General features: G+C 65.0%; 14 protein-coding genes. 10 read left to right on the top strand and 4 right to left on the bottom strand.

Features of this window, described 5'->3' with window-relative positions; translation table 11 throughout:
* The first annotated feature begins 89 nt into the window (after positions 1-89).
* The gene (locus IFE19_RS04765; RefSeq protein WP_207826159.1) at positions 90-791 is read left to right on the top strand and encodes a hypothetical protein; all 702 of its coding nucleotides are present in this window, start codon (positions 90-92) and stop codon (positions 789-791) included.
* Positions 792-843: 52 nt separating this feature from the next.
* Here the strand turns inward: IFE19_RS04765 and IFE19_RS04760 are convergent, their stop codons facing one another.
* The 4 genes from IFE19_RS04760 to IFE19_RS04745 form a co-directional block, all read right to left on the bottom strand.
* Entirely contained in the window at positions 844-1,338 is a 495-nt protein-coding gene (locus tag IFE19_RS04760) for a hypothetical protein (protein WP_207826157.1), read from the bottom strand.
* Positions 1,339-1,651: 313 nt separating this feature from the next.
* Positions 1,652-2,404, bottom strand: a complete 753-nt coding sequence (locus IFE19_RS04755; RefSeq protein ID WP_225910407.1) for a plasmid partitioning protein RepB C-terminal domain-containing protein — start codon at positions 2,402-2,404, stop codon at positions 1,652-1,654.
* A 141-nt stretch (positions 2,405-2,545) separates the two neighbouring features.
* Positions 2,546-3,424 carry a plasmid partitioning protein RepB C-terminal domain-containing protein gene (locus IFE19_RS04750; RefSeq protein WP_178823768.1) on the bottom strand — a complete coding sequence of 293 codons (879 nt, stop codon included), beginning with the start codon at positions 3,422-3,424 and terminating at the stop codon, positions 2,546-2,548.
* Complete coding sequence (locus IFE19_RS04745; protein ID WP_213086732.1) at positions 3,421-4,914, bottom strand: recombinase family protein; 1,494 nt, start codon at positions 4,912-4,914, stop codon at positions 3,421-3,423. The genes IFE19_RS04750 and IFE19_RS04745 overlap by 4 nt, the downstream gene beginning before the upstream one ends.
* A gap of 210 nt (positions 4,915-5,124) precedes the next feature.
* Here IFE19_RS04745 and IFE19_RS04740 point away from each other — a divergent pair, with 210 nt between their 5' ends.
* From IFE19_RS04740 to IFE19_RS04700, 9 genes are all read left to right on the top strand, one after another.
* The gene (locus tag IFE19_RS04740) at positions 5,125-5,430 is read left to right on the top strand and encodes a hypothetical protein (protein ID WP_225910406.1); all 306 of its coding nucleotides are present in this window, start codon (positions 5,125-5,127) and stop codon (positions 5,428-5,430) included.
* Positions 5,431-5,716: 286 nt separating this feature from the next.
* A complete protein-coding gene (locus IFE19_RS04735) occupies positions 5,717-6,403 on the top strand; it encodes a hypothetical protein (RefSeq protein ID WP_207826155.1) in 687 nt (228 codons plus the stop codon).
* 154 nt (positions 6,404-6,557) lie between these two features.
* Positions 6,558-8,003, top strand: a complete 1,446-nt coding sequence (locus IFE19_RS04730; protein ID WP_207826154.1) for an aldehyde dehydrogenase family protein — start codon at positions 6,558-6,560, stop codon at positions 8,001-8,003.
* A 17-nt stretch (positions 8,004-8,020) separates the two neighbouring features.
* Complete coding sequence (locus tag IFE19_RS04725; protein WP_207826151.1) at positions 8,021-8,785, top strand: glucose 1-dehydrogenase; 765 nt, start codon at positions 8,021-8,023, stop codon at positions 8,783-8,785.
* Positions 8,769-9,887 carry a 3-isopropylmalate dehydrogenase gene (leuB, locus tag IFE19_RS04720; RefSeq protein WP_207826149.1) on the top strand — a complete coding sequence of 373 codons (1,119 nt, stop codon included), beginning with the start codon at positions 8,769-8,771 and terminating at the stop codon, positions 9,885-9,887. The genes IFE19_RS04725 and leuB overlap by 17 nt, the downstream gene beginning before the upstream one ends.
* A 10-nt stretch (positions 9,888-9,897) precedes the next feature.
* Positions 9,898-11,184, top strand: coding sequence for an acetylornithine deacetylase/succinyl-diaminopimelate desuccinylase family protein (locus IFE19_RS04715; RefSeq protein WP_207826147.1), 1,287 nt, complete (start codon positions 9,898-9,900; stop codon positions 11,182-11,184).
* A 5-nt stretch (positions 11,185-11,189) separates the two neighbouring features.
* Entirely contained in the window at positions 11,190-11,756 is a 567-nt protein-coding gene (locus IFE19_RS04710) for a cupin domain-containing protein (protein WP_207826146.1), read from the top strand.
* Positions 11,757-12,047: 291 nt separating this feature from the next.
* Positions 12,048-14,243 (top strand): TonB-dependent receptor, encoded by a 2,196-nt coding sequence (locus IFE19_RS04705; protein ID WP_207826144.1) that lies wholly within the window; start codon positions 12,048-12,050, stop codon positions 14,241-14,243.
* A 194-nt stretch (positions 14,244-14,437) separates the two neighbouring features.
* Positions 14,438-15,757 carry an aspartate aminotransferase family protein gene (locus IFE19_RS04700; protein ID WP_207826141.1) on the top strand — a complete coding sequence of 440 codons (1,320 nt, stop codon included), beginning with the start codon at positions 14,438-14,440 and terminating at the stop codon, positions 15,755-15,757.
* The last annotated feature ends 16 nt before the right edge of the window (positions 15,758-15,773 follow it).

The raw sequence follows: 15,773 nt of genomic DNA, 5'->3' as shown, positions 1-15,773 counted from the left end.
CCAGTTTCGGTCGCACGATTGAGCCAAAGGCTAGACGGGGCACAGAACCCGGTTACGTCACTCAGCAACCTAACGCTCAGGGGGATGATGTGACCGACGACCTTTCAACCGCGCTTCCGAACGAGCGCACTCAGCTTCTTGAAACTGGGAAACGCGTTTTCGCCAAAACGCCAAACCCCTGCGTCGCCCGCTTCCTTCAGCTTGATCGACTAGCCAAGGGCCCGACGGACAAGAAGGCGATCAGCAACGATCTTCGCAAGTTTCACGACCGGTTTGGCTGGATGGCTAAGGAAAGCTCGTCGGCCGGAAAATGCGCGGGCGCGCTCTACCGAACCCAGGCCTTCATCCAACTTCCGAGCGATGAACGCATCGGTAAAAAGCGCGGCCAAACCGTGCACATCGAGCATACCGTGCCAGTCAATGTTCTCTCGATGCGCTGGCTTGAGGTGCGCAAGGGCGGCCAAGAACAGGAACTCATGCCGACTTTTGCATGGGTGATGCACCACACCGTCGCCACAGCATTCCATCAGGACGAACGAATGTCGCTGAAGGGCGTCTCCAAATCGACAGACTGCTTCGCTGAAGGCGCGCCGGGCTTCGGCCGCCCCTTCAAACGCTACAGCGGCCTCTTTCATCAGGGCGGCCAAGTCTGGGACGTCTACAACGGCGCCTTGATCGAGCCTGACCTGTTCTCCCTCAGCGACCACTTCGCCAATGTCGTCGCCCTTGCCCAGGAGGCCGGCGCCGCCCCTCAGTTCATCGCGGCGCTCAAGGCGAGCAGTCCCGACTAGATCCAGCAGCGCCACGCGCAAAAGTCGTCCAAGGCAACGGTAGGACCATACTCTATCCCGGCGGAGCTTCGCTTCCGTTCATCGACACCCACTCGATGTTCGCTGCTGACAGCCGAGCATAGATGTCATCGCCGAAGGCCCACCCCGTCGGCATGCGCTGCCGCAAGCCAAGCTGATCCTTGCGGTCGAGTCTTGAGCACTCTTCGTTGGAGATCCGGACGATCTTCACATGATCACGGATGAAGATCGCGATCTGAGCATCTGTCGCGCCACGCTCCAGCATGTCGTGAACTTCTTTGATCACAACGAGCCGGGGGATGACGTGCTCACGCCGCCCCTGCCCGCTGAATGCACGCGAATCCCCTACCACGGTGAAATCATCGGGAAGAAGCAGCCCCTCGATCAAGCGCGTGTCCGAACTCCCCTTCTCTTCCCACAGCCCCCGGATATTCATCGCAGCGCGCAGGCATGCACGCTCATGGCGCTCTTCGAACGAGTATTCTCTTCTCATAACGCCCCCAGCGCCAAACGTGTCGGCATAGTCCACACCGCCCTGATGCGCCCCGCCAACCGGACCTGATCGTCGCGGCTCCGACTAAAATTGTGAAGACCTCGCGGCGGAATAGCTGTTGCGACAGGCGAAAAGCCAGCTGACCTGAAGCCGTAAGGGGCGGCCGAAACGCGCAGCGCCTCGCGCGCATTCCAGCCGCCTCTCATCGACAACCGACCTGATCGCGATCGGTCTAGCGGGCTCCGAACGGGTTCGCCGCCATCCCCGCCGCCATCCTCGATCCGCCCCACACGACGGCGTCTCCGATGGTCCCGGCGCTTGAAGGGTCCCGGTCCCCTGATCCCGGCGCTCAGGCCGCCGCCGGCGGCGCCTCAAGTGAAACGGCGGCGATGACGCCCCGAAAGGTCTCCAACACCTCGAGATGCCCGCTCGCCAAGAACTGTTCGATGGGCCGCCGAGACAGCAGACGCTCCAGGAAGCCCGCTGCAATCACCAGCAACAAGGCGTCGTCGCCGTAAGAGACCTCCAGCGCCTTATAGTCATGGGTCACCACCGCCAACTCACGCACCAGACGCTCTCGCTCGGCATGATCCGCGCCGGCGCCTTTCTTGTCGGCTTTGGGTTTGACTAGGTCGGCGGGACGGGTCGTGACCAAAAGGGCCTTGGCGTAGTTGGCGCTGTAATTGTTCGCCGACACCATCAGTTCCGCGACCTCCAGCTGGCGGATCGGCTTCATTTTCCGCAACTTCTGGAAGGCGTTGATCCCCACAGGCTTGTCCTTCAACAACTCCGCCACGTCGGCATGGATGCCGTTCAGCAGCTGTCGCCGCTGGCGGATCGCCGCCACATCGACGTTCAGCGCCCGCGCCAATTTTTGCATGGAGACGCCGCGGTCGATCGCGCGGACGATCATATAGTGCTCCTGGATCGGGGCGAGGCGATTGACCCGCTTGTTGTAGGTGAAGGCTTCGTCGTCCGCAGCCACCACGCACTGTGCAGCTGCTTCTCCCCTGGCCTTCAACACGCTCAAGCGAACATGGCCGTCGAGCAGGGTATAGAGGCCGTCGGCGCCCGCCTGAGCCACCACCAATGGCTCCACCACCCCGACCTCCGCGACGGACGCGGCGATCCGTTTCTATTTGGTTGACTCCATGATCGTTGACGCCAAGATCTTGGACGGCAGGAGCTTTTCCAAAGACAGCACCCTAACCCGCGTCTCAAAGGCGATCCGGACCGGCTCCATCTAGAGACGCTCCCGTCCAATGCGCGCCGCCAAGGCGGTCGGCAGGGTGTTGAAGCCTTCCGCCCGCAGGAGGGCGACGAACAGGTCATTGGCCAGGAGGTGTTGAAGGGCGCTGACGACGAAGTCGAGACGCGACTGGGTCAATCCCGCCCGCCGGACAAACGCTGTTTGGCGTTCCGTCTCACGCTGCAAAGCCCTGATCAGCGATTCCGGCGTGGCCGGCTTCGCCGGACGAGCGCCGCGGCTGCGCGGGTTCATGCCTTTCCCGCTGGTGTTGCGTTGTTCGATGATGCGGCGGATCGCCAAAACCTGATTTCCAGGGATCGCCTTGTCTTCGTAGGCCTGGGCGAGGGCCTGCTGCACATCGCCTTCTTTAGCTTGGGCGATCTCCATGGCGATGGTGTGCGGAATGACCCCGCGCTCCACCGCAGAGATCAGTTTTTCCTCTCCGTTCTCCAGCAGGAAACAGATGGCGTAGATATATTCGCGGCTGAAACCGACCTTGGCCGCAATCTCCCCATGGCTGTAGCCGCGCTCGCGCAGGGCGCCGATGGCGCGCACCAATTCCAGCGGCGTGTGCTGTCGGCGAGCCAAGTTCTCGACCAGGCTCATGACGAAACAATCGTCTTCGGCGGCGTCGATCACCACAGCGGGTATCGACTCCTGGCCAAGCGCCATGAAGGCCTCCAACCTTCCCTGCCCGCAGACGAGATCATAACGGGATCGTCCAGGCCGCTGGCTGACCGTGATCGGCTTCTTCAAACCCAACCGCTCGATGCTGGTCACGAGTTCTTGGAACACGCGTTTGTTGCGCGCTCGAGGATTGAGAACGGTGATGGCGTTCACCGGAATCATCAGGATTTCGGGAATATCACTCATGCCGCCCGCAGCTCCGTCCGTCGTGTGAGGTCGTAAAAGGCGTCCAAGTCGTCGAAACGAAAGGCGTCGAACCGCACTCCGTTTTCCGGCGACAGTTTGAGGCTGGGATCGGCGCCGCCCTCGATCCAGGGCAGAAGATAGTAGTCGCGGATTTGCTCGTTGCCGGCCTGCATCCGGACGGCGATGGTGATGTCCGGTCGCAGCCCTTGATCCAGCCGAATTTTCCATCGCAGCGCCCCGCCGGCGGTTTCGCAACACCGAGCGAGCACGATGGAGGCGGTGAACTCGGCGTTGACGGTGATCATGTCGGTGGTCTCGTCACGCGCCGCCGTTCCGCCGGCCTGCGCCACCCCGTCGATCACTTGGGCCACGATATCCGGGTGGAGGCGGCGCAGCGCGCGATTGGTTTCGATGTAGCGGAAATCCTTCGCCGGCGCGTAGCCGATCAGGGCGTAGGCGCGCACCAAGCTGCCGAAGCGCTGACGAAAGGTCGAACTCGACGCCATGTCTTCGACTTCGTCGATGACCAATCCCGACAACCAGCCCTTCTGCTCCAGGAGCGCCGACAGCTGGCCGAGCAGTTCCTCGTCGGAGAAGCGCCGACTGCGGTCCTGAATGATTCTCTGCGCCGCTTCGAAGAAGTCGGGCTCGACGATGCCTTCGAAAGCGCCGTCCTTGCGCACCCACATATCGGGCGTGTTCAAAACCCGTTTGGCCTTCAGCTTGAAGGAGCGTCGATTGTAAACGTTGTTGCCGATGTATTTTTCATTGGTCAGCACCTGGTGGACCGTCGATCGCGTCCACGGTCGCCCGAGATCGGTCATCACGCCTTCGGCGTTGAGCAGGGCGGCGATCTCGCTTTCCGAACGTCGCTGAAGGACAAATAGCCGATAAAGGCGGCGGACCACCTCCACCTCCTGCGGCGGTCCAGGCGTTAGGACCACGCGATCCGTTTGCAGGCTCTTCTGCTCGCCGCGCGCCAGCTCCCCCTTGGGATGGCAGAGCTCATCGACCAGCTGGCGGCGCAATCCAAACCCAGCCGGTCCGCCTTGACGGAAGCCGAGGGTGATCAACCGGCACTGGCCGGCGAACACCTTGGTCGACAGCTCGCGGCTATACTCACCGGCCATCGCACGTTTCATGCTCTTGATGATGGTGGCGCTGAGACTGCCGTCGTTCTCGAACTGCTCTGCGCAATAGTGCACCGCGATGCCGGCCTCGCGGCAGATGAACTCGTAGTAGGCGCTCTCGTCGGCGTCTTGAAACCGGCCCCACCGGCTGACGTCGTAGACGAGGATGGCGTCGAAGTCGGCGACGCCGCGGCGCACGTCGGCGATCAAGCCTTGCAGCGCGGCGCGTCCATCCAGCTTCAGGCCGCTTTTCCCCGCGTCGGCATAGGTTTTGACGATTTCAAATCCCCGCCGTGCGGCGTAGGCCGCAAGCGCTTCCGATTGGTTCTCGGTGGAGTATTTTTGATGCTCGGTCGACATGCGCACGTACTGAGCCGCACGCACCAGCGTCCCGCATTCACCTCCGCACTGGTCCCTCGGTCGCTGCATCGCCCTGCCGGTCGTTCGCCGCCTTGGCGGCACGGTTGGACCGACACCGTAAGCGCCCTCCGACGTGAAAGTCGTTTCAGAAATTGGAGTGAAAACTTCAGTCCCAAACAGGAAAAACTTTTCACACGGAAGAGGCGTAGGATGGAGAGCTTCTCGCAGCAGATCGCCGCGGCCATGCGGCGCGAGTGGGGGGCGACGCCCTCGGCACGGAAAGAGGTCGGACGGATTACGCGCGCCAGCGAACGCGCGGTCCGCAACTGGTTCGAGGGCCGCAACGGTCCGAGCGGAGAAAACCTCGTGTCCCTCATCCGCGCCTCGGATGCCGTCTTCGAAACCGTTTTGGCCCTCTCAGGACGAAGGTCAGCCTTGTCGGGCGTTCACGTGCCGGCGCTGCGAGAGCGTTTGAAGTCACTCCTCGATCTGATCGACGAAGCCCCTTCTCGATAGATACCGCCACTTCGGCGAATTTCTTTACCGGAGGAAGCAGTCCCATGGCGCGACCTATGGGCGCCCGACGCGCGCCTTCCAGGCGCAGTTATTGTGGAGACAAGTTCGCATTAGACTGGCAGCACCGCCACCGGCCTTCAGATAGATCGACATCTCACCCCCACCCCAAGGCGACGCGCAGCCTGGGCATGCGTTGCCGACGCGCCAGACGCTTCGCACTGGAATAAGATCAGAACCCGTCATAATCTCTCGACAAGCTTGACCATTCCGTCGACGAGATTGCTTCATGACCATTCAAGTCGCGACCCGGTCCGCCTTGCGGTCGATGCCGCGCCTCATGACGATCTTCTCCAGCCTCCTGGTGGCGCTCGCCACGCTGGCGGCGGCTGTAGCGAGCTTTCAGCCCTTCGCCGACCCGCGCTTGCTGTTCATGGACGTGATCGCCGGGGCCCAGGCTTCCGGCTATTGCTGCCGGGGCTATTACGGCGTGATGTCCTCTCTCGGCGCCATCAGCTGGGCTTTGGCCGCCGGCACGGCGCTATTCGCCGCCCTCTGTCTCTGGAGCCGGGGCGAAGCGGCGTCGAGATGGTCGTCGCTGGCGTTCGGCGGCGCCCTCAGCCTCGCCTTGTGCCTGGATGACATGCTGTTGCTGCACGAATCCATTCTTCCTGGTTGGGGCCTTCCCCAGGAGGTTGTTCTGGGGGCTTACGGCCTCACCGGCATGGCCTACGCCTTCGTCCAGCGCCGCCGCCTGCTGTCGTCCGAGGGCGCCTTCCTGCTGCTGGCCTTCCTGCTGTTCGGCGGCAGCCTGGCGATCGACATCCTGCTGCACTCGACGGAAAGCATGGCCGTCGCGGCCGAGGACAGCCTGAAATTCGTCGGCATCCACGCCTGGCTGGCCTTTCACATCGACCAGGCGCAACGCGCGGTTCTGAGCATGCATCCGAACCCGCCACCCCATCCGGTTTCGTGATCAGTTACTGCCAGATTGATCATAATCTTGATCATCCGACACCGAAAAACAGTCACTTGGCGTATCGCCATAAAGGGCTTGTTGCCTAATCCATAATCAGGCCCACTGACTGTCGAGCGTTCGCGATGGCGAGCGATGATGGTGAGCACGCTTGATGATCGCGCCCTTTCCTACCGATCAGGTCTTCATCGGCGGCCAATGGCGCGCGCCGGTCGGCGGCCAGACGCTCGCCATCGAAAATCCCTCGACCGGTGAGGCCCTGGGCACGTTGGCGGCGGGTGGGACGGCGGACATTGACGCGGCGGTTCAAGCTGCACGCACGGCGCTGGACGGGCCGTGGGGCCGCATGACGGCGGTCGAGCGCGGCCGCATCCTGGCCCGCATGGGGCGCGAGGTCGAAGCCCGCATCGACCTGCTGGCCGAGCTTGAGGCGCTGGACGTCGGCAAGCCTCTGAAACAGGCCCGCAACGACGTGATCGCGCTGTCTCGCTACCTCGAATTCTACGCGGGCGCGGCGGACAAGCTGCACGGCGAAACCATTCCCTTCCAGGACGGCTATACCGTCTACACCCTGCGCGAGCCGCACGGCGTGACGGGGCACATCATCCCCTGGAACTACCCGATGCAGATCATCGGCCGCTCGGTCGTGGCCGCCCTGTGCGTCGGCAACGCCGTGGTGCTGAAGCCCGCCGAGCAGGCGTCGCTGACGGCGCTGGCCTTCGCCCATGTGGCCGCCGACTGCGGCCTGCCCGCAGGCGCGCTGAACGTCGTGACCGGCACGGGCGCCGAAGCGGGCGCGGCCCTGGCCGCCCATCCGGGGATCAACCACCTGTCCTTCACCGGCTCGACCGGGGTGGGCGTCGCCATCCAGCAGGCGGCGGCGATCAACGCCGTACCGGTGACGCTGGAGCTGGGCGGCAAGTCGCCCCAGCTGGTGTTCGACGACGCCGATCTGGACAAGGCCCTGCCCTTCCTCGTCAACGCCGGCGTCCAGAACGCGGGCCAGACCTGTTCGGCCGGATCGCGCGTGCTGGTCCAGCGCGGCGTCTATGACGAGGTGGTGCGCCGCATGGGCGAGCGCTTCAACGCCCTGACTGTCGGCCCCGCGATGGACGACCGCGACGTCGGCCCGCTGGTGTCGAAGAAACAGCAGGCCATGGTCGAGCGCTATATCGAGATGGGCCGCGCCGACGGCCTGATCGCAGCGCAGGCGACGCTGGGCGACCTGCCCGAAGGCGGCGCCTATGTGGCCCCGACCCTGTTCGCAAATGTCGCGCCCGATCATTCGCTGGCGCAGCAGGAAATCTTCGGCCCCGCCGTTGTCGTCATCCCCTTCGAGACCGAGGATGAGGCCGTCGCCATCGCCAACGGCACGGATTACGGCCTGGTCGCAGGCGTCTGGACCGCAGACGGCGGGCGGCAGATGCGGCTGGCGAAACGGCTGCGGGCCGGACAGGTCTTCATCAACAACTACGGCGCGGCGGGCGGGGTGGAACTGCCCTTCGGCGGCGTCGGAAAATCGGGCCACGGTCGCGAGAAGGGGTTCGAGGCGCTCTACGCCTTCACCACCCTGAAGACCGTCGCGGCCCATCACGGATAGCGCAAGGGAGTAGCGTCTTGGGGGAGAACAGATCGAAGCGGCTGGAGGGCAAGCGAGCGATCGTCACGGGCGGAGCCTCCGGCTTCGGCGCCGGCATCGCGCGCCGCTTCGCCGAGGAAGGCGCCCGCGTCATCGTCGCCGACCTGAACTTTGAGGCCGCACGCGCCCTGGCCGCTGAACTGGGCGACGCCGATCTGGGCGTGAAGGCCGACGTATCCAGCGCCGCCGACGTGGCCGCTCTGGCCGAGACGGCGAACCGCCTGCTGGGCGGGGTCGACATCGTGGTCAACAACGCCGGCGTCGGCCACACGCCCCAGCCGCTGGACGAATTGTCGGACGACGCCTTCGACCGCATCACCAACGTCAACATGCGCGCCATCTATCTGATGTCGAAGGCCTTCGTCCCCGCAATGAAGGCGCAAGGCTCCGGCGCCATCCTGAACATCGCCTCGACCGGCGGGGTCAGCCCCCGCCCGAATCTGACCTGGTACAACGCCTCCAAGGGCTGGGTCATCACGGCGACGCGGGCCATGGCGGTCGAACTGGCGCCCTTCCAGGTGCGGGTGAACGCCCTGAACCCGGTGGCGGGGGACACCCCCCTGCTGAAGACCTTCATGGGCGCCGACACGCCCGAGGTGCGGGCGAAGTTCCTGGCCTCCATCCCCATCGGCCGTTTCTCGACGCCCGAGGACATGGGCGCCGCCGCCGCCTTCCTCTGCTCGGACGACGCCTCGATGATCACCGGCGTGGCCATGGAGGTGGACGGTGGCCGCTGCATCTGACCGTCCCTTCAAACTGCTGGTCCTGCCTGGCGACGGCATCGGGCCTGAGATCATCCGCGAGACCCTTCGCGTCGTCGACTGGGCCCGGAACGCCGGGCTGCGCATTGAACTGAGCGAGGCCCTCGCAGGAGGCGCCAGCATCGACGCCGTCGGCGCGCCCATCGCCGAGGACGTGGTGGATCAGGCGCTGGCCTCTGACGCCGTCCTGTTCGGCGCGGTCGGCGGGCCGAAGTGGGACCACCTGCCCCGCGCCCAGAGGCCCGAGATGGGCATCCTGCGCCTGCGTCAGGCGCTGGACCTCTACGCCAACCTGCGCCCCGCCGTCTGTTTCGACGAACTGCTGGACACCTCGGCGCTGAAGCCCGAACTGATCCGGGGCCTCGACATCCTGATCGTGCGCGAGGCGACGGCGGGGGTCTATTTCAGCCTGCCCCGCGCCAATGAAGTAGACGCAGACGGCCAGCGCCGCGCCTATGACACCCAGGCCTATACCGAGGCCGAGATCGCCCGCGTCTGCCGCACGGCCTTCGAACTGGCCCGCACCCGCCAGCGCCGCGTCTGCTCGGTCGACAAGGCCAATGTCATGGAGACCGGCGCCCTGTGGCGGGCCGTCGCGACCGAGGTCGCCGCCGACTATCCCGACGTGGAACTGTCGCACATGTACGCCGACAACTGCGCCATGCAGCTGGTGCGGCGTCCCGACCAGTTCGACGTCATCGTCACCGACAACCTGTTCGGCGACATCCTGTCCGACGCGGCGGCGGCCCTGACGGGCTCGCTGGGCCTGCTGCCCTCGGCCTCCCTGTCCGGCTTAGGAAAAGGCGGCAACAGCCGGGGCTTGTATGAGCCGATCCACGGCTCGGCGCCCGATATCGCGGGGCAAGGCGTCGCCAACCCTATCGCCACCATCCTGTCCTTCGCCCTGTGCCTGCGCTGGTCGTTCGACCGCGCCGATCTGGCCGACAGGCTGGAGCGCGCCGTGCGGCAGGTCGTGTCCAGCGGCGTCCGCACCCCCGACATCGTGGAAGCCGGGGTCGCCCCCGTCTCCACCCTTCAGATGACCGACGCGGTTCTGGCCGCGCTGGACGCCCAGTTCGCGTGAGGATCAACCGATGAGCGCCCCTACCATGCAGACCGTCATGGACCTGATCGACGGACGCACCGACGAACTGGTCGCCCTGACGCAGGACCTGATCCGCTTTCCCACCATCAACCCGCCGGGCGAGGCCTATCGCCCCTGCGCCGAATACATCGGCGAGCGCCTGAAGAAGCGCGGCTTCACCGTCGAATATGTGCGCGGCGAAGGCTCGCCGGGCGACAGCGACCAGTATCCGCGCACCAACGTCATCGCCCGCTGGACCGGCTCTGAACCGGGCCCTTGCGTCCACTTCAACAGCCACATCGACGTGGTCGAGGTCGGCGCCGGCTGGACCGTCGATCCCTTCGGCGGTGAGGTGAAAGACGGTAAAGTCTACGGTCGCGGCGCCTGCGACATGAAGGGCGGGCTGGCCGCCTCCATCATCGCAGTCGAGGCCCTGATCGATTCCGGCCTGCCCCTGCCCGGCGCGCTCGAAATATCCGGCACAGTGGACGAGGAATCCGGCGGTTACGGCGGCGTCGCCTATCTGGCCGAGCGGGGCTGGTTCTCCGAGCCGCGCGTCAACCACGTCATCATCCCCGAGCCGCTGAACGTGGACCGGGTCTGCATCGGCCACCGCGGCGTCTGGTGGGCCGAGATCGAGACCAAGGGCCGCATCGCCCACGGCTCCATGCCCTTCCTGGGCGACTCGGCCATCCGCCACATGGGCGCGGTAATGGAGGCGTTCGAGAGCAAGCTCTATCCCGCCATGGCCGCCCGCCATTCCGACATGCCGGTGGTGCCCGAAGGCGCCCGCCAGTCGACGATGAACATCAACTCGATCCACGGCGGTCAGGGCGAGGACTTCGACGGCCTGCCCGCCCCCTGCGTGGCCGATTCCAGCCGCATGATCATCGACCGCCGCTTCCTGATCGAGGAGACGCTGGACGACGTGAAGGGCGAGGTGAAGGCCATCCTCGACGGACTGGCGGCCCAGCGCCACGGCTTCCGCTATGAGATGCGCGACCTGTTCCAGGTGGCGCCCAGCATGGCCGACCGCGACGGTCCCGTCGCCAGCACGACCGCCGCCGCCATTGAGACGGTGCTGGGCAAAAAGGCCCAGTTCGTCTGCTCGCCCGGCACCTATGACCAGAAGCACATCGACCGCATCGGCAAGCTGAAAGACTGCATCGCCTACGGTCCCGGCGTGCTGGATCTGGCGCACCAGCCGGACGAATGGGTCGGCATCGACGACATGACCAACTCGGCCAAGGTCATGGCCCGCGCGGCCTACGACCTGCTGACCCGCAAGCGAGGATGAGCGAAATGGCGCGCGGCGATATGGAAGACGACAACATCATCGGCCCGCGCCTGCGGGCCCTTCGCGACCGCCTCGGCCTGTCGCAGCGCGCGCTAGCCCGCAAGGCCGGGGTGCCGTCCAGCACCGTCAGCCTGGTCGAGAGCGGCCGCACCAGTCCCTCGGTCGGATCGCTGAAGCGGCTGCTGGACGCGGCGGGCGTGTCCCTGGGCGAGTTCTTCAGCTCCGAGTTCGAGACCCCGACCAAGCACTTCTATCGCCACGACGAACTGACCGACATTTCGCGCGGCGAAGTCTCCTACCGTCAGCTCGGCTCGGGCCACGACAGCAGCCTGCAGATCCTGCACGAGACCTATCAGCCCGGATCGGACAGCGGTCGGGTCATGCTGTCTCATGAAGGCGAGGAAGGCGGACTGATCATTTCCGGGCGCCTCGAAGTCACGGTCGACGGTCAGTCGCGGGTGCTGAAGGCGGGCGACGGCTATCTGTTCCCCAGCACCCTGCCGCACCGCTTTCGTAACGTCGGCGACGTCCCCTGCGTCGTCATTAGCGCCTGCACCCCGCCGACCTTCTGATGCTGCGTTGCGGTTGATCGGAATACTGAGCAATAAAAATAAATTCCCAAGCCTTGTCAGCAATCTCCGCATCGAAAGAAACAGTCTTGCGAAACAAGGGGTATGGGCAGCTACTTCGTGCGTGACAAAGCAATGACACCGGGGAGCCGTCAGGCAAACGGCAGCGCTTGCTGCGTTGCACAATAAATCGAGCCGAGGATAGATGCAGGAAGAGCGGAACCGTCGTTCCGTTCGCAGCCGCAAAAAGACCGCCAAGAACGGTCCACGCGGCCATATGGGAGGGATAAGGCGATGAATCGTCTTTTGGTCAGCGTATCCGCCGGGGCGCTTGCGGCCCTGTGTTCCACCACGGCCATGGCCCAGCAGGCGCCGCCAGAACGAGCGACGTCCGTCGATGACGTCATCGTCACCGCCCAGCGCCGCGAACAGGCGGCCCAGGACGTGGGCATCGCCCTCAGCGTTCTCAGCGGCGAAAGCCTGACGCAACAGGGCATCACCAACGTCAACCAGCTTCAGAACGCTACACCCAATCTGGAGGTCGAACCGGCCTTCGGGGGCGGCGCGGCCCAGTTCCGGATGCGCGGCGTCGGCTTCCAGGACTACGCCTCGAACAACTCGCCCACCGTGGGCGTCTATGTGAACGAGGTCGCCTATCCGGTCCCGGTGATGACTCAGGGCCTGATCTTCGACGTCGACCGCGTCGAGGTTCTGCGCGGCCCGCAAGGCACCCTCTATGGCCGCAACACGACCGGCGGCGCCATCAGCTTCGTCACCAAACGCCCGACCGAGGAACTGTCGGCCGGCCTGATGACCGAATGGGGCAGTCACAACCTGTTCCGCGCCGAGGGCCATGTCTCCGGCCCCCTGGCCGAAGGTTTACGCGGACGACTGGCGGTCTCGACTGAACAGGGCGGGGCCTGGCAGCGCAACCGCACGACCGGCGAGAGCCTCGGCGACGCGGACCGCACCGGCGCCCGCGCCTTGCTGGCCTGGGACCCCAGCGAAAGCCTGTCCTTCCTGCTGGATGTCCATGGCGGCGTCGACAAGTCCGAAAATCAGGGCCTCTACCTGCTCAGTGATCTGCGCACGCGTGGCGGAACGGGACCGCTGATCCCAGCCGACAAGGATCACTCCAAGACCGGCTGGGGCCTGTCGCCCCGCTTCGCCGCCTCCATCGGCCGTGACGTCAAGGACAAGCCGGGCCGGGACAACTCCTCCTGGGGCACGTCGCTCAACGCCAACCTGGCGCTGAACGGCATGAACCTGACCAGCATCACCAGCTACGAGACCCTGGACCGCAGCGAATACGGCGACTGGGATTCCAGCGCCTCGGTCGAGGCCGACACCTTCTTCGGCAGCGACGTGGACGTGATCTCGCAGGAACTGCGACTGGCCTCGGACAACGACAGCGCACTGACCTGGGTGGCCGGCTTCTACTATTCCAAGCAGGACCTGAACGAACGCTACTTCTCCGACTTCATCGACATCTACGGCACCTACGCCCAGGTCACCTATGACCAGACAGTCGAGTCCTGGAGTCTCTTCGGGCAGGCGGAATACGCCTTCACGGACAAGCTGAAAGCCATCCTGGGCCTACGCTACGAGGAGGAAACACGCGAGCTCGCCGGTTTCGGCTCGGCCTTCGGCGGCGCCACCGCCCTGCCCCCGACCACGGTCGACACCAAGATGACGCCCCTGACCGGCAAGGCGGCGCTGGAGTTCAAGCCGACCGACAACATCCTCATTTACGGCTCGGCCAGCCGAGGCGCCAAGTCGGGCGGCTTCACCACCTACAACACCGGCAACCGCAGCGGCATCGAGCCCTTCAACCCGGAAATCCTCTGGGCCTATGAGGTCGGCTTCAAGGCCGATCCGTCGCGCGCCTTCCAGTTGAACGGCGCAGCCTACTACTACGACTACACCGACCAGCAGGTGCTGTCGGCGGTATGGGGGGCCAACGGTCCGGTCGGACGCTTCACCAATGTGCCCTCCTCCCACATCTGGGGCGCCGAACTTGAGGCCGTGCTCAAGCCGATACAGGGCCTGCGCATCAGCCAGTCGCTCAGCTACAAGAAGGGTGAGTACGACGAGTATGAAGCCCTCGACGTGCCCGCGTCGCGCGCCGCCAACATGGCCGTCTTTGAAGACAAGGCAGGTGATCCGATCCTGTTCCCGGCATGGAGCTATTCCGGTTCCGTCAGCTACGACTGGACCGTCAGCGGCTTCGCAGTCACGGCCGAGACCAACTACTCCTTCCGTGACGAGTATCCGTCCTGGCTGGGCGTAAAATACGACGTGCCGGACTACTGGCTGGCCAACGCCAGCGTGACGGTCGGACCTGAAAACGCCAACTGGTCCGTCACCTTCTGGGCGCGCAACCTGTTCGATCAGGAATACGACCTGACGCGCAACTTCTTCACCAGCGCCGACATCGCCCAGCCGGGTCGGCCGCGGACGATCGGCGCGCGCCTGAGCCTGCAGTACTGACGGCCCGCAGCCCGGTGCGGAAGGCGTCCTCCTCGCCTTCCGCATCACCCCTTTCCTGCGGATGATCGCGACGCCCACGATCCTGATCACATCCGCATCGAACTTCATGTTTTCAATAACTTGAAGTCATTCAATAACAGTCTTTCCTTCCTCGACCATTCATCGGCTACTGGTCGTCTCGAAAGGATGCTTGCATGATCGCACGGGCCGCCAACGACCTTGATCCCTTCTGGATGCCGTTCACCGCGAACCGCAGCTTCAAGGCCCAACCGCGCCTGTTGGCCTCGGCCCGGGACATGCACTACTTCACCCCGGATGGTCGCCCGATCCTCGACGGCACCGCGGGCCTGTGGTGCGTCAACGCTGGCCACGCGCGCAAGCCCATCGTCGAAGCCATCCAGCGTCAGGCCGAAGTGCTGGACTACGCCCCGACCTTCCAGTTGGGCCACCCCCTGGTATTCGAACTGGCGGCGCGGCTGGGCATGCTGTTCCCGGCCGACATCGACCACGTCTTCTTCGCCGGATCGGGTTCGGAAGGCGTCGACAGCGCCCTGAAGATCGCCTTGGCCTATCAGCGGGCGCGCGGCTTCGAGAACCGCACCCGCCTGATCGGACGGCAAAAGGGCTACCACGGCGTCGGCTTCGGCGGCATCTCGGTCGGGGGGCTTGAAAACAACAAGCGCGGCTTCCTGACCCTGCCCGGCGTCGATCACCTGTCGCACACGCTGAATCTGGACGAGGCAGCCTTCTCGCGCGGACAACCGACCTGGGGCGCGCACCTGGCGGACGAGTTGGAAGTCCTGATCGCCGAGCATGGCGCCGAGACCATCGCCGCCGTCATCGTCGAGCCCATGTCCGGTTCGGCCGGGGTCATCGTCCCGCCGGTCGGCTATCTGGAGCGTCTGCGCGAGATTACGCGCCGCCATGACATCCTGCTGATCTTCGACGAGGTCATCACCGGCTTCGGCCGCGTCGGCGGGGCCACGGCGTCCGAGACCCTGGGCGTCATCCCCGACCTGCTCGTCTGCGCAAAGGGCCTGACCAACGGCGCCGTGCCGATGGGCGCCGTCGGCGTGCGTGGCGAGATTTACGAGACGGTGGTCAACGGCGCTTCTGCCCCCGGGATCGAGTTCTTCCACGGCTACACCTATTCGGGCCACCCCCTGGCCGCCGCCGCCGGTCTGGCGACGCTCGACGTCTATGAGAGCGAGGGCCTGTTCCAGCGCGCCACGGACATGGCGCCCTATTGGGAGGATGCGGTTCACGGGCTGCAGGGCCTGCCGAACGTCATCGACATCCGCAACCTGGGCATGGTCGCCGCCATCGAACTGGCCCCGCGCCCCGACGCGCCCGGCGTCCGCGCCACCGAGGTCTTCCACCGGGCGTTTGACGAGGGGGCGCTGATCCGCGTCACTGGCGATGTGATCGCCCTGTCGCCGCCGCTGATCATCAGCCGGGAACAGATCGACGAACTGGTCGGGCGACTGTCCGACATTCTGCGAAACACGCCCTGACGCCGTGCGCGATTTG

Source organism: Brevundimonas pondensis, from assembly GCF_017487345.1.
GTDB lineage: Bacteria > Pseudomonadota > Alphaproteobacteria > Caulobacterales > Caulobacteraceae > Brevundimonas > Brevundimonas pondensis.
The sequence above is the reverse complement of the archived record's forward strand: the minus strand, read 5'-3'. Positions and strand labels throughout refer to the sequence as shown.